We start from the raw sequence: 14,587 nt of genomic DNA, 5'->3' as shown, positions 1-14,587 counted from the left end.
CCTCAGTTCATCACCCGGTAGGCGTCGAAGACGCCGTCGACGCCCCGGACCGCGCGCAGGACGTGCCCCAAGTGCTTGGGGTCGCCCATCTCGAACGTGAACCGGCTCTTGGCGACGCGGTCTCGGTTGGTCGTCACCGACGCCGACAGGATGTTGACGTGCTGGTCGGACAGCACCCGGGTGATGTCGCTGAGCAACCGCGCCCGGTCGAGGGCCTCCACTTGGATCTGGACGAGGAACAGACTCTGCGAGGTCGGCGCCCACTCGACCTCGACCATGCGATCGGGCTGACGGTTCAGGTGGTTGATGTTGACGCAGTCCACTCGGTGCACCGAGACACCGGCGCCGCGCGTGACGAAGCCGACGATCTCGTCGCCTGGCACGGGCGTGCAGCACTTGGCCAGCTTGACCCAGACGTCGGAGACGCCCTTGACGACGACACCGGAGTCGCCGCGCGGGAGCCGCTCGCGACCTCGCTCGCCGGAGAGGACGACGCTCTCGGAGACGTCCTCCGCCTCCTCCTCGCCGCGACCGATGGTCTGCAACAGTCGGCGGATCACCGCCTGAGCGGTGACAGCGCCCTCCCCGATCGCCGCGTACAGCGCCGAGACGTCGGGATAGCGCAGGTCTTGGGCGACCGCGGCGAGCGTCTCGTGCGTGAGCATTCGCTGCAGCGGGAGGCCCTCCTTGCGGACCATCCGCGCCAGGGTCTCCTTGCCCTGCTCGATGGCCTCCTCGCGGCGCTCCTTGGTGAACCACTGCCGGATCTTGTTCCGCGCCCGCGGACTCTTGACGAAGTTGAGCCAGTCGCGACTCGGCCCGGCGCCCTGAGCTTTGGAGGTGAAGATCTCCACCAGGTCGCCGTTCTCCAGTTGGCTCTCCAAGGGCACCAGGCGGCCGTTGACCCGTGCGCCGATGCACCGGTGGCCCACCTCGGTGTGGATGGCGTAGGCGAAGTCCACGGGTGTGGACCCGGCCGGGAGCGCGATGACATCGCCGCGTGGAGTGAAGACGTAGACCTGACTGGAGTTGATCTCGAACCGCAGCGATTCGAGGAACTCTCCAGGGTCCTCCGTCTCCTTCTGCCAGTCGAGCAGCTGGCGCAACCACGCCATGTCGTTGGGTCCGGCCGGTCGGTCGGTGTCCCGCCCGGCGGTGGCGTCCTCCTTGTACTTCCAGTGCGCCGCCACGCCGTACTCCGCACGCCGGTGCATCGAGAACGTGCGGATCTGAATCTCGACGGGCTTGCCCTCCGGGCCCATCACCGTCGTGTGCAGCGACTGGTACATGTTGAACTTGGGCATCGCGATGTAGTCCTTGAACCGGCCCGGCACCGGGTTCCACCGGGCGTGGATCACGCCCAGTGCCGCGTAACAGTCGCGAACCGAGTCGGTGAGGACACGGATGCCCACGAGGTCGTAGATGTCGCCGAACTCCCGACCTCGCACGATCATCTTCTGGTAGATCGAGTAGTAGTGCTTGGGCCGCCCGGTGACCGTCGCCTTGATCTTGGCGTTGCGAAGGTCGGTCTGGACCTGGTCGATCACCTTGGCCAGGTACTCGTCCCGGGACGGGGCGCGCTCGGCGACCAGGCGAACGATCTCGTCGTAGAGCTTCGGGTGCAGCGTGGCGAACGCGAGATCCTCGATCTCCCACTTGAGGGTGTTCATCCCCAGCCGGTGGGCGAGGGAGGCGTAGATCTCCAGCGTCTCCCGGGCGATGCGCTCCTGCTTGGCCTGCGGCAAGTAGCGCAAGGTGCGCATGTTGTGCAGCCGGTCAGCTAGCTTGATGACGAGGACGCGGATGTCCTTCGCCATCGCGATGACCATCTTGCGGATGGTCTCGGCCTGCGCGGAGGCGCCGTACTTGACCTTGTCGAGCTTGGTGACCCCGTCGACGAGCATGGCGATCTCGTCGCCGAAGTCCTCGCGTAGCTGCTCGAGGGTGTACGGCGTGTCCTCGATCGTGTCGTGCAACAGCGCCGCGCACAGCGTCGGTGGGGTCATGCCCAGCTCAGCGAGGATCGTCGCCACCGCCACCGGGTGCGTGATGTAGGGATCACCGCTCTTGCGAGTCTGGCCTCGGTGGTACTTCTCCGCGGTCCGGTAGGCCTTCTCGATCAGCGAGAGGTCGGCCTTGGGGTGGGTCGAGCGGACGATCCGGAACAGCGGCTCCAGGACCGGGTTGGTCTGTTGTGAGCGGCCCAGCCGCGCGAGCCGCTGACGCATGCGTCGAGAGGAGGCCGCGAACGGTCCGCCCTGCCCCGATCCCCAGCGTCCGCCACCACGGCGCGCGGGAGGCGTGGACGAGCCGGACGGAGCATCGGTTGGTTTCTGGACGTCCGGTGGTGGGGAGGAGTTGCCGGGCAGGCTCACGATGCGTTGCAGCGTGCGGCGGGCATCGCCGCGCACCGACGCGCGCGAGATGGCTTCCTCGGCCACAACAGCCTCCTCCAGGGCGGCAAGGCACCAGTTTACGGGCAGCTCACGGGCCAGTACGTCTCGGTGTGGACAAACACGACCAGAACCTGTAGTGGATCGCGTCCAGTTCCATGGTGCCGCGTCCCTCGCCTACTCCGACACTCCGGCCCGCCATTCGTCGCGAACGGGACGAGACCGGCCAGGTCCACACCGAGACCGACGCGCCGAAACGGTCGCCGCGGCGCCCGACACGCCGAACGGAGGGGCGATGGGATCAGACCGAGACCAGCGCGTGGACCTCGGCATCGGTGACCCGATCACGGCCACCGAGGAACGTGAGCTCCAGCAGGACGGAGACGCCCACCACCTCGGCGCCGGCCGCTCGCACCAGGCGGGCTGTGGCCTCGACCGTCCCGCCTGTGGCGAGCACGTCGTCGACCACGAGAACCCGATCGCCCGGGACGAACCCATCCTGGTGGACTTCGAGGACCTCCTCGCCGTACTCCAAGGTGTAGGCCTGTGAGTAGGTGGCGGCTGGAAGCTTGCCCGCCTTGCGGACCGGAACGAAGCCGGCACCCAGGTCCAGGGCCACGGGGGCGGCGAGGATGAACCCACGCGCCTCGATACCGACCACCTTGGTCACCGAGGGCAGCCGGCTCCGCCACGGCGCGCCCAGAGCCTGGACGCTGCGGGCGAAGGCGTCAGGATCGGCCAGCACGGGTGTGATGTCCTTGAACGTCACACCCGGCTTGGGGTAGTCGGGCACGTCGCGGACCAGCTGCCGCACCACATCGTCGAGTTCGCGCACGTCGCTCATGTTCGCCGTTCCTCGTGACCGCCGGGTCAGCCCCTGCCGTGCCCGGCCTTCTCGGGCGACACGCTACCGGTGCCCGTCACCGGTCCATCAGGCTGAGCTCCATGCGCTGCGCGCCGGTACGGCTCAGGAGCTCGTCTCACCTGAGGATGCCGAAGGACCGGAGTCCTTTCCGTCGCCGGTCGACGGCTCGATGATCCGAATGATCGCCTGGCGAACGTACCGGGCGTGGACTCCCGGCGCGATCTCCAGCACCACGACGTCGTCCTCGACCGAGTGCACGGTGGCGAGCAGCCCGGCGCCCGTCATCACCTGCTGCCCGGGCTGGACCCGACGCTGCATCTCGATCGTCTCCCGCTGCCGCTTGCGCTGGGGGCGGATGGCGACCACCCAGAACAGCACGAGCAGCAGGATCGGGAGAAGCAGGGCCCAGACGCTGCCACCCGTAGCCGCGGTGGCGTCTGACGGCGGCGAGGCGATTCCGCCTGCGACGACGGCGGCGTGGCTGTGGAACATGGCGAGGTGGGTCCTTCCCCGGCGCCCTGGCGGGCGCCTCGTCGAGTGAGGCCTGCGGCCGTGCCGACACGGCCACCGGCGGAGTCTAGCCGGCGATGGTCATCGTCCCCCGCAGAACCGCCGCGGGCGGCCCGACGGTATCGCCACGACCATCTCGCCCGCCCGACAGTCCGAGCTGCCCCACCCCAACCGTCCGAGTCCCGCTCGACCGGCGGCCGTGGGCCAGCGGCCGTCACCATCGCCGTCAGCGGCCGTCGTCGGGGTCCTCAACGTCGAAGAGGGTCGGCTCGGTCGGGGCCGCGGCGTCAGCGGGCGCGGTCAGTCCCAGCTGTCGCCAGGCCGCCTGAGTCGCGACCCGGCCTCGGGGTGTGCGAGCCAGGAATCCCTTCCGGACGAGGAACGGCTCGGCGACCTCCTCGACGGTCTCGCGTTCCTCGCCGACAGCGACCGCGAGGGTGCCGAGCCCGACAGGCCCGCCGTTGAACCGCCGGCACAGCGCGTCGAGGACGGCACGGTCCAGCCGGTCCAGGCCTTCCTCGTCCACCTCGTACAACGCCAGAGCTGCCCGCGCGGTCTCCAGCCGCACCACTCCGTCGCCGCGGACCTGGGCGTAGTCACGAACCCGGCGCAGCAGCCGGTTGGCGATCCGCGGGGTTCCCCGGGATCGACTGGCGATCTCGCGCGCGCCCTCCCGCGTCACCGGCACGTCGAGCAGCTTCGCCGACCGGAGCACGATCTGCTCCAGCTCGTCCACCTCGTAGTACTCCAGGTGAGCGGTGAAGCCGAAGCGGTCGCGCAGCGGCCCCGGGAGGAGACCCGAGCGCGTCGTCGCGCCGACGAGGGTGAACGGCGGGATCTCCAGCGGGATCGCCGTCGCGCCGGGCCCCTTGCCGACCACGACGTCGACCCGGAAGTCCTCCATGGCCATGTAGAGCATCTCCTCGGCCGGCCGGCTCATGCGGTGGATCTCGTCGAGGAAGAGCACCTCACCCTCGGTCAGCGAGGAAAGGATCGCGGCGAGGTCACCGGCGTGCTGGATCGCCGGACCGCTAGTCACCCGCAGCGGGGCGTTGAGCTCGGTCGCGATGATCATGGCCAGGGTCGTCTTCCCCAACCCGGGTGGTCCGGACAGCAGGACGTGGTCCGGAGGACGGCCGCGGCTGCGGGCCGCCTCCAGCACGAGCCCGAGCTGATCGCGGACCCGAGACTGACCGATCAGCTCGGCGAGGCTTCGTGGCCGTAGCGCCGCCTCGACGGTGCTCTCGTCCGCTCGGGCCTCGGCGGCGACGAGCGCCCGTCCGGCGGCCAGGTCACCGTTCTCGTTGTTGTCTCGCGACGTCATCGCCCCTCACCTCGACCGCGGTGGCGTGCGCTTCCGCTCATGCTCGGGACAGCGTGCGCAGGGCCGCGCGCAGCAGCGCCGCCACGTCGGGGCCGGTCGTCGCGGCTTGCTCCTCAGCGAGAGGGGTCACCGCGTCGAGCGCCGACTCGGCCTCGCGTGCCGACCACCCCAGGCCCAGCAGCGCCGCCCGGACCTGATCCCGCCAGTGAGGCTCACGCGCGCCGTCGAGCGTCACGGTCGCGTCGGACTTCGCCGCGCCACCCGTCGGGGCGCCCAGCCGGTCCTTGAGCTCCAACACGATGCGTTGGGCGCCCTTCTTGCCGATGCCCGGGACCCGGGTCAGCGCCCGCACGTCCTCCGCGGCGACCACCCGCCGCAGCTCGTCCGGACGGTAGACGGCGAGCATCGCCTGGGCGAGCCGGGGTCCGACGCCGCTCGCGGTCTGCAGGAGCTCGAAGACCGCGCGTTCGTCGTCGTCGCTGAAGCCGTAGAGGGTGAGGGAGTCCTCCCGGACGACGAGGCTCGTGGGCAAGGTCACGGTGGCGCCCACCCGGAGCCCGGCCAACGTGTTGGGAGTGGCTCGTACCTCGATGCCCACGCCACCGACGTCGACCACCGCGGAGTCAAGCCCGACGGAGCTGACCTGGCCACGGACGAACGCGATCATCGACGACTCCTCACCCAGTCGGCGGCTTCGAGCAGCGGCGTCGGCGAACGGCGTGTCCGCCCAGTCGACGCGGCGCCCGGCGATGGCAGTCTGCCAGCCGCCTCTGACACCGCCGTCAGCTGCCATGCGGCGCACGCCGTGCGAGTGTCGCTCCTCAGCCGGACCACCTCCTGCCCACACCACCGGAGCCGATCGCCTCGTGCTCTCGCGCGCTGTGGACGGCGCGTCGCCGCGCCGCCTTCGCTTGCGCGGCCTCCAGTCGGGCGAGCGCGGGCCCTCGCCACAGGTGACAGATTGCCAGGGCGAGCGCGTCAGCGGCGTCGGCGGGACGTGGCTTCGTCGGCAGGGACAGGATCCTCGTCACCATGGCGGTGACCTGCTGTTTGTCAGCGCGGCCGCTCCCGGTCACGGCTGCCTTGACCTCGCTGGGCGTGTGGAGAGCGACCGGGACCCCACGGCGAGCAGCCGCCGCGACGATGACCCCGCTCACCTGAGCGGTACCCATGACCGTCCGCACGTTGTGTTGGCTGAAGACGCGTTCGAGCGCCAGGGCGTCTGGAGCGTGCTCGTCCAGCCACTCCTCGACCACCCGCTCGACCCGCAGGAGCCGCTCACCGATGTCGAGGTCGGGTTGGGTTCGGACGACGTCGACGGCGACCAGAGCGAGGCGTCGAGGATGCCGGCCCTCGACCAACCCGAGCCCGCACCGAGTCAGACCCGGGTCGACTCCGAGTACCCGCACCGCCTTTGACCCCTCCGCTCGCTCGGACCACGTCGAGCGGGCACGACATGCCGACCCACACGAACGCGTGTTCGGAGCCTAGCGATCCCCGCCCGGATGTGATCTCACGACGCGCCGGCTGGACCCGGATCGGGCGTCAGCCGGCTCTCGTCGCGCTCAGCCCGGCCAACCGAACCAGGACCACGAGCCTTCCAGCGGCCACCACCACACCGGCTCGGTGCTCGCGGCGGTCAGCGCCAGCAAGGTCAGCACGACGAGGACGCCCGCCGCCGTCGCGGGCGCCCAGCGCGGCCTGAGCGCGCGGGTCAGCATGTGCCGGCTGCCGCGCCGCACACCCTCCCCTTCGATGCCCCACCAGGCCAGGGTCGCGGTCGCCAGGGCGGCCGCGCCGAGGACGACGTCGACGCGAGGGGACAGCGCTCCCGCGTAGAAGAACAGGACCACCAGCCCGGCCAGGATGCCCGCTCCGATGACGGCGAACGGCAAGGTCAACGCGGTGACGAGCGCGCCCCGGACGAGGTGCCAGGGCAGCGCCATCGTGGCGGCGAGCAGGTCCGTTCGGCGTCGTCCACGAGCAGCACGGCGGCGTCTGACCAGACGTGCCGAGCGGTCGACCGTTCGCGCGAGCACCAGCCACGCGACCAGCCCCAATGCCGCCACCGCGGGCACGACAGCCGCGAGACCGGCCAACGTGACGAATGCCAGGACGAGCACGACCTGGTGGGCGCGACGCCAGTCTGGGCGGGACGCGCGGTCGACAGCCGTTCCGTCGACCGGTCCCGCGTCGGTGGGACTGCCGTTGGCGGGGTGGAGGTCGGCTGGATGAGCGGCCGCATCCCCGTCAGCCGGGTAGCCGTCGGCCGGATAGCTGGCGGCTGGGTGGGAGTGCGCGGCGTCCGCGTCGATCCGGGAGGCCTCGACCGCGGGCTCGGCGGAGCTGGCGATCCGATCAGGATAGCCACCAGGGTGATGGCCGTCGCCGTACGTCGCCGTGGCGGCCACCCCCGACCCCTCGGACCAGCCCGCGTCGTCCCCGCTCTCGGGCTGAGTCGGGAGCCGAAGCCGGATCGGCACCGTCGGGTGAGCGTCCGTCGTCACGGTGACGGTCCGCTCCGGCGGCGGCTCGCCGGTCTCCAGCCAGTGGAGGAGCTCGTGCGCGCTCGGCCGGGCGACCGGATCCTTGGCGAAGCAGCGACGCAGCACCGGAAGCAGCCAGTCGGGACAGCCGTCGAGATCCGGCTCGTCCTGGAGAACGCGATACGCCACGGCCTCCAGTGGCCCTTGGCCGAACGGTGGCCGGCCGGTGGCGGCGTAGGTGACGGTGGCGGCCCAGGAGTGGATGTCGGCCGCGGGCGTGACCTCACCGCCGTTCAACAGCTCCGGCGCGACGTACCCAGGGGTGCCGTAGACCGTCCCTGGCATGGTGAGCCGGGTGTCGTCGGCGATCTGCGCGATGCCGAAGTCGATGACGACCGCCAGCCCGTCCTGGAGCAGCACGTTGCCGGGCTTCAGGTCCCGGTGGACGACACCGGCCCCGTGAATGGAGCACAACGCGTCCGCGAGATCCCCCGCCAGGTCGGCCAGGTCAGCGCCCTCCAGCGGGCCCTCATGCGCGACGGTCTCCTGAAGGGACGGGCCGTCGACGAAGTCGGTGACGAGGTACGGCGTGGCAGCCGCCACGTCCGCGTCGAGCACCTGCGCCACGTGCTCGCCACGGACCCGCGCGAGCGCCTGGGCCTCACGGGCGAAGCGGGCACGTGACTCGGCGTCGCCCGCCACGTGGGGGCGGAGCAGTTTGACGGCGACCACCCGGCCGTGAGGATCGACCGCCTTGTAGACGACGCCCATCCCGCCCTCGCCGATCTGCTCACGCAGGACATACCGGCCCAGACGGCGCAGCTCGACAGTCGGTGCGTCGTGGGCGAGGTCAGGATGCACGCCAACACCGTAACTGGCGGCTGTCGGGATGTCCGGCGCACCGCGCACGCGGCGACACGACGACCCGAGGACGACGTGAGTGGGACGACTGAGCGGACGGTCGCCGCTAGCCGACCTTCTCCATCACCTCGTCCGAGACGTCGAAGTTCGCGTAGACGTTCTGGACGTCGTCGCAGTCTTCGAGCGCCTCGATGAGGCGGAAGACCTTCGGGGCGGTCTCCTCGTCGACGGGGACGGTCACGCTCGGCACGAAGCTGACTTCGGCCGACTCGTAGTCGATGCCAGCGTCCTGCAGCGCGCTCCGGACGGCCACGACGTCCTGGGGCTGGCACTGCACCTCGAACGACTCGCCGAGGTCGTTGACCTCCTCGGCCCCTGCGTCGAGGACCGCAGCGAGGACGTCGTCCTCGGTCAGGGTCCGGCCGTCCTGCTCGCGCGGCACGATGACGACTCCCCGACGGCTGAACAGGTACGACACGCTGCCCGCGTCGGCCATGCTGCCACCGGAGCGGGTGATCGCCGTGCGCACCTCACCGGCGGCGCGGTTGCGGTTGTCGGTGAGGCACTCGATGAGCAGGGCCACCCCTCCCGGGGCGTACCCCTCGTACATGATCGTCTGGTAGTCGGCGCCGCCCGCTTCCAGGCCCGCTCCACGCTTGACCGCCCGGTCGATGTTGTCGGCGGGGACGGACGCCTTCTTCGCCTTCTGAATCGCGTCGAACAGCGTCGGGTTGCCCGCCGGGTCCGGGCCACCGAGCCGCGCGGCGACCTCGACATTCTTGATCAGCTTGGCGAAGAGCTTGCCACGCCGAGCGTCGATCACGGCCTTCTTGTGCTTCGTGGTGGCCCACTTGGAGTGGCCGGCCATGGCGGGCTACGCCTCCTTCACGAGAGTGACGAAATACTCATGGACCCGGTGGTCCCCGGTCAGCTCCGGGTGGAACGCTGTCGCCATCAAGCGGCCCTGGCGAACGGCGACGATCCTACCGGCGGCCGGCCCCGACGCCACGCGGGCGAGCACCTGGCACGACTCCCCGACCTCCTCGACCCACGGGGCGCGGATGAACACGGCGTGGAACGCCCCGAGGTCGGTGAAGGAGACCGTGGCCTCGAAGGAGTCCACCTGCCGGCCGAACGCGTTGCGTCGCACGGTCATGTCGATGCCGCCGATCGTCTCCTGTCCTTCGACGCCGTCGAGGACCCGATCGGCGAGCATGATCATCCCCGCGCACGTCCCGAAGACCGGAAGCCCGTCGGCGACCCGCTTGCGGAGCGGCTCGAGGAGGTCGAACGCAGCGGCCAACGTGCCCATGGTGGTGGACTCCCCACCTGGAACCACCAGGCCGTGGACGGCCATCAGCTCCTCGGGCCGCCGAACGGAGACCGCCTTTACGCCGCAGGCGCGAAGAATGCGCGCGTGTTCACGGACGTCGCCTTGCAGGGCAAGGACGCCGATTGTCGGTTGAGCTGCCACACCTCAACCCTACGGGTGCCATGCGCGCCGGCCCGCGAGACCTGGTCGGGCGACCGGCGCCCGAGGCAACCGAGCCGGCGATGACCAAGCCCCAGCGCTGACCGGTCAGTGGTGACCGTGGCCGCGTCACCAGCCGCGGTTGGCGAGCCGAGCGGACTCGGGCAGCTCGGAGATGTTGATCCCGACCATCGCCTCGCCCAGACCGCGCGAGACCTTCGCGATCACGTCGGGGTCGTCGTAGAAGGTCGTGGCCTTGACGATGGCCGCCGCCCGCTTCGCCGGGTCGCCGGACTTGAAGATGCCGGAGCCCACGAAGATCCCGTCGGCCCCCAGCTGCATCATCATCGCGGCGTCAGCCGGGGTGGCGATCCCGCCGGCGGTGAACAGGACGACGGGCAGCCGGCCGGTCGAGGCGACCTCCTTGACCAGCTCGTAGGGCGCGCGCAGCTCCTTCGCCGCGGCGTACAGCTCCTCCTCGCTGAGGGTCGTGAGCCGTCGGATCTCCGAGCGGATCTGGCGCATGTGCCGGGTCGCTTCGACCACGTTGCCCGTGCCGGCCTCACCCTTGGACCGAATCATCGCGGCGCCCTCGGAGATCCGGCGCAGCGCCTCGCCCAGGTTGGTGGCACCGCAGACGAACGGCACGGTGAACTGCCACTTGTCGATGTGGTGGGTCTCGTCGGCCGGGGTGAGGACCTCGGACTCGTCGATGTAGTCGACTCCGATCGCCTGGAGCACCTGCGCCTCGACGAAGTGCCCGATGCGAACCTTGGCCATCACCGGGATCGAGACGGCGTTCATGATGCTCTCGATCATGTCGGGGTCGCTCATCCGCGCGACACCGCCCTGGGCCCGGATGTCGGCGGGCACCCGCTCCAACGCCATGACGGCGACGGCGCCGGCGTCCTCGGCGATCTTCGCCTGCTCGGGCGTGACCACGTCCATGATCACTCCGCCCTTGAGCATCTCCGCCATGCCGCGCTTGACCCGCGCGGTGCCGGTGACGGGAGCCGTGGAGGCACCGTCGGTGTTGCCAGCGGTGGGCTGCGTGGGCTGAGCTTCGGTCACTTCTACCTCGCCAGGAAGGGTGTCGACGGGAAGGGCGCTTCCATGGTAGGCGCCGCGGAGGTCGAGCGACGGATCAGGTGAGCTTGTCCGGGTATCGGGCGGCTCGCGGCGGCCAGCTCACGACGGCGAGGGCGCCCACCCGACCAAGCCGGCCGGTGGCGTGTCGTCCATCTCGACCGTCTCGGGCATCGGCGCGTGTCCGGCCAGGCGGAACGCCCGCACCAGCCACCGGGTGCGTAGAGCCCGGGCGTTGGCCGCCGTGTCGTTGTGGAACCGCCGGGCCATCTCGACTCGGCGACAGGCGGCGCCCAGTTCGGCGAGGAGCTCGCTCGCGCCCGGCTGCCGGGCCAACTGCTGGCAGGTCTCGACATCAGGGAACGCGGCCGCGAGCGCTTTGGACAAGTCCGACTCGACGAGCTCGCGTTCCTCCTCGCCGCCCGACCGAGCGCGGTGCGCGGCGTCCGCGACGAGGAGCGCGGTGGCCGGGTCGAGCATGCCCGAGGTTGCCACCTCGAGAGCGACCGCGGAACGACGGTACAGCTGCGCGTCCAACGCCGACCGAGCCGCCTCCAGCCGGGCGTGCAGGCGATCGATCCGACCGGCCGTCCACGACAGGTAGACCCCGATGACGGCCACCACGACGATCGCGACCAGGACCCAGTCCATCACGTCGCTCCATCGATCGAGTCGTCGCGCCTGTCGCCGCCGACAGGGCCGGCGGGTCCGGGAGCGACGGCGGTGGCCTCGCCGACACCCGCCGGGCCTTCGGCGACCATCTCGTAGACCGAGATGATCTCCTTCGCCACGTTGCTCCAGTCGTACCGGCGGACGGCGAGCCTGGCCGCCTCGCGCAGCCGGTCACGAGCGGCCGGGTCCTCGAGGAGCGCGATGGCCTCCTCAGCGAGGGCGTCGCTGTCCCCCACCTCGAACAAGCGCCCCAACCTGCCGCCATCGACCACGAGACGGAACGCGTCGAGGGCGCTCGCCAGGACGGGAGCGCCGGCCGCCATCGCCTCCACCAGGACGATCCCGAACGACTCCCCACCCGTGTGGGGAGCGACGTAGATGTCGGAGCTGGCGAACATCTCGGCCTTGGTCTGGTCGTCCACCATGCCGAGGAACTCCACCGCCGGCCGGCACTCGGCTGGCAGGCTGGCACGGGCCTCCTCGACGTCACCCGGGCCAGCGACCAACAAGCGCACGCCCGGGCGTCGTCGCACGATCTCCGGGAACGCGCGAAGCAGGACGGCGAGGCCCTTACGGGGCTCGTCAAGCCGGCCGAGGAAGCACAGCGTGCCCGCGCCCTCCCGCCATTGCGGCCGCGGCCGCGCGTTCGCGAACCGATCGACGAACAAGCCGTTCGGGATCACGACCGGCTCGCCGCCTAGATGGTGGACGAGCGTCGCGCGAGCGGGCTCACTCACCGCCACGCGGGCGCTGATCTTCTCCAACGCCGGGCGAAGGATCGCCGAGGCGGCGCTCATCATCCGCGAGCGCGGCATCGCCGTGTGGAAGGTCGCGACGATCGGCCCGGTCGCCGCCCAGAGAGCCAGCAGGGACAGCGACGGGGTGGCGGGCTCGTGGATGTGGAGGACGTCGAACCCGCCTTCGCGGATCCACCGCCGCACCCGCGCCGCCGACAGCGGCCCGAACGCGAGCCGGGCGACCGACCCGTTGTAGGGCACCGGGACGGCCCGACCCGCCGGCACGACGTACGGCGGTACCGGGGTGTCGTCGTCGGCCGGCGCCAGGACGGAGACCTCATGGCCCAGGTCGAGGAGCACTTCCGCCAGGTCGCGGACATGGTTCTGCACACCGCCCGGCACGTCGAGCGAGTAGGGGCAGACGATGCCGATCCTCACCGGGTCCTCACCCGGTCGCTCGTCGCCGCTGCTGCTGGCGCTCGATGCTGGCCCGGTGCGACGGCCTGAGGTCGGCCAGCCAGAGTGGCTGCAACATGTGCCAGTCCTCCGGATGCTCCAAGATCGCCTGGGCGAAGACATCGGCGAGCCGCTGCGTCAGCTCCCGGATCGCCTGCCGTTGACCTCCCGTTCGCTCCAGCGGCTCGTGGAAGCGAATGTGCATGCTGGGACCGTCGTACCACATCGTGACCGGGAGGAGCGTGGCGCCGGTCCGCACGGCGAGGGCGGCCGGCCCGGCGGGCATCCTGGTGGGCTCGCCGAGGAACGTCACGTCCACGCCCCGCGCGGACAGGTCCCGGTCGGCGACCAGGCCGATGACCCGGCCGGCAGCGAGCCGCTCGGTGAGGGCGGTCATCGGGTCCGGTCCCCCTGTCACCGGGAGCACCTCGATCCCGAGCGCCGCCCGGTGCGCGACGAACCGGTCGAAGAGCCGTTCCGGGCGCAAGCGCTCGGCCACCGCGGTCATCGGGATGCCACGACTCGTCGCCCAGGCGCCGGCGAAGTCCCAGTTGCCCATGTGTGGCAGTGCTGCCACGATGCCCCGTCCGCTCTCGACGGCGGCCCAGAAGATCTCCTCGTTGTGGGTGACGACCTTGCGGTCGATCTCCTCCCGCGTCATGTCGGGCAACCGAAACATCTCGCACCAGTAGCGGAAGTACGACCGCATGCCGGCCCGAGTGAGGGACCACAGCTCCTCGTCGCTGGCCTCAGGGCGCACTCGGCGCAGGTTGCGCTGGAGCTGGAGGACCCCGCGCACCCGACACATCCACGCCAGGTCCGCGAGGAGCTGGAGGAGCCCGAACGCGATCGGCCGAGGCAGCTTCCGCACCAGCGCCCAGCCGAGCGAGTAGACGAGCTCGACTCCGGCGTCCCTCAGCCGTGCGAGCGGTCCCCGACGGACATCTGGGCGGGCTACCGCCGACGCGCGGTCGAACCTCACTGAGGACCCTTCTCCTTCGAGCCAGCTCCAGGCGCCGAGGCCCCCTCCGCCGCGGTCTGGTCAGTGCCGTGCGTCTGCTGACGGACGGCGACGATCCGCTGGATCACCGTCACCGTGCTGGCCACCGCCAGCACCCACAGCACGAGCGGGAGGACGACCGGAACGCCGAGACCGGCCAGGCCGGCGGCGACCAGGACGGCCACCAGCCGGTCGGCTCGCTCCGCGATGCCGACGTTGGCGGTCATGCCCAGGCTCTCCGCCCGGGCCTTGGCGTAGGAGGTCACGCTCCCCATCACCAGGTCGTAGAGAGCAACGCAGGCGAGGACGAAGCTGCCTCCGCCACCGGCGAACCACAGCGCCAAGCCCCCGAACACGGCCGCGTCACCCAGCCGGTCGAGCGTGGAGTCGAGGAACGCTCCCCACTTCGACGAGCGGTTCGACATCCGCGCCATCAGGCCGTCGACCATGTCGGAGAACACGAAGGCCGTGATGACGATCGTGCCCCAGAACAGCTCGCCGCGTGGGTAGAAGCCGACGGCCCCGATGCAGACCCCGAGGGTGCCTACCGCGGTCACGATGTCCGGACCGATGCCGACACGGAGGAAGAACCTCGCCACCGGCGTCAGGAGCCGTAGCCAGAACTGGTGGAACCGTCGCAGCATGTGGTTTTCGCCGATTCGTCGGGTGGCTCGGTCGCGGTCGTTCGTGTGCCGAGACGGGCCGATGCTACTCATCCGCCGGGGT

Annotated in this window: 14 protein-coding genes; all 14 read right to left on the bottom strand. The window is 70.7% G+C overall.

Translation table 11 applies throughout. The features are described 5' to 3' along the window. Positions 1–2: 2 nt before the first annotated feature. Complete coding sequence (locus DFJ64_RS18410) at positions 3–2,228, bottom strand: RelA/SpoT family protein (protein WP_211310857.1); 2,226 nt, start codon at positions 2,226–2,228, stop codon at positions 3–5. A 466-nt stretch (positions 2,229–2,694) separates the two neighbouring features. After that, positions 2,695–3,237: an adenine phosphoribosyltransferase gene (locus DFJ64_RS18405; RefSeq protein WP_115851562.1), complete on the bottom strand. Its 543-nt coding sequence runs from the start codon at positions 3,235–3,237 to the stop codon at positions 2,695–2,697. 123 nt (positions 3,238–3,360) lie between these two features. Further along, positions 3,361–3,750, bottom strand: coding sequence for a preprotein translocase subunit YajC (gene yajC / locus DFJ64_RS18400; RefSeq protein ID WP_115851561.1), 390 nt, complete (start codon positions 3,748–3,750; stop codon positions 3,361–3,363). A 244-nt stretch (positions 3,751–3,994) separates the two neighbouring features. Continuing rightward, the gene (gene ruvB, locus DFJ64_RS18395) at positions 3,995–5,092 is read right to left on the bottom strand and encodes a Holliday junction branch migration DNA helicase RuvB (protein ID WP_115851560.1); all 1,098 of its coding nucleotides are present in this window, start codon (positions 5,090–5,092) and stop codon (positions 3,995–3,997) included. Positions 5,093–5,129: 37 nt separating this feature from the next. Beyond that, complete coding sequence (ruvA, locus tag DFJ64_RS18390) at positions 5,130–5,759, bottom strand: Holliday junction branch migration protein RuvA (RefSeq protein ID WP_115852232.1); 630 nt, start codon at positions 5,757–5,759, stop codon at positions 5,130–5,132. Between the two features lie 154 nt (positions 5,760–5,913). Further along, positions 5,914–6,501 carry a crossover junction endodeoxyribonuclease RuvC gene (gene ruvC / locus DFJ64_RS18385; RefSeq protein WP_115851559.1) on the bottom strand — a complete coding sequence of 196 codons (588 nt, stop codon included), beginning with the start codon at positions 6,499–6,501 and terminating at the stop codon, positions 5,914–5,916. Positions 6,502–6,657: 156 nt separating this feature from the next. Continuing rightward, positions 6,658–8,439 carry a serine/threonine-protein kinase gene (locus tag DFJ64_RS18380; RefSeq protein WP_147304759.1) on the bottom strand — a complete coding sequence of 594 codons (1,782 nt, stop codon included), beginning with the start codon at positions 8,437–8,439 and terminating at the stop codon, positions 6,658–6,660. Positions 8,440–8,545: 106 nt separating this feature from the next. After that, the gene (locus tag DFJ64_RS18375; protein WP_115851557.1) at positions 8,546–9,307 is read right to left on the bottom strand and encodes a YebC/PmpR family DNA-binding transcriptional regulator; all 762 of its coding nucleotides are present in this window, start codon (positions 9,305–9,307) and stop codon (positions 8,546–8,548) included. 6 nt (positions 9,308–9,313) lie between these two features. Next, positions 9,314–9,913, bottom strand: coding sequence for a pyridoxal 5'-phosphate synthase glutaminase subunit PdxT (pdxT, locus tag DFJ64_RS18370; RefSeq protein WP_115851556.1), 600 nt, complete (start codon positions 9,911–9,913; stop codon positions 9,314–9,316). A gap of 126 nt (positions 9,914–10,039) precedes the next feature. After that, entirely contained in the window at positions 10,040–10,981 is a 942-nt protein-coding gene (gene pdxS / locus DFJ64_RS18365; RefSeq protein WP_115851555.1) for a pyridoxal 5'-phosphate synthase lyase subunit PdxS, read from the bottom strand. Positions 10,982–11,098: 117 nt separating this feature from the next. Then, the gene (locus DFJ64_RS18360) at positions 11,099–11,647 is read right to left on the bottom strand and encodes a hypothetical protein (RefSeq protein ID WP_115851554.1); all 549 of its coding nucleotides are present in this window, start codon (positions 11,645–11,647) and stop codon (positions 11,099–11,101) included. After that, entirely contained in the window at positions 11,647–12,843 is a 1,197-nt protein-coding gene (locus tag DFJ64_RS18355) for a glycosyltransferase family 4 protein (RefSeq protein WP_115851553.1), read from the bottom strand. Before DFJ64_RS18355 ends, DFJ64_RS18360 begins: the two co-directional genes overlap by 1 nt. Positions 12,844–12,850: 7 nt before the next feature. Next, entirely contained in the window at positions 12,851–13,843 is a 993-nt protein-coding gene (locus DFJ64_RS18350) for a phosphatidylinositol mannoside acyltransferase (protein ID WP_115851552.1), read from the bottom strand. Beyond that, positions 13,840–14,505, bottom strand: a complete 666-nt coding sequence (gene pgsA / locus DFJ64_RS18345; RefSeq protein ID WP_115851551.1) for a phosphatidylinositol phosphate synthase — start codon at positions 14,503–14,505, stop codon at positions 13,840–13,842. Before pgsA ends, DFJ64_RS18350 begins: the two co-directional genes overlap by 4 nt. Between the last annotated feature and the right edge of the window lie 82 nt (positions 14,506–14,587).

Source organism: Thermasporomyces composti (assembly GCF_003386795.1).
Lineage (GTDB): Bacteria > Actinomycetota > Actinomycetes > Propionibacteriales > Actinopolymorphaceae > Thermasporomyces > Thermasporomyces composti.
The sequence above is the reverse complement of the archived record's forward strand: the minus strand, read 5'-3'. Positions and strand labels throughout refer to the sequence as shown.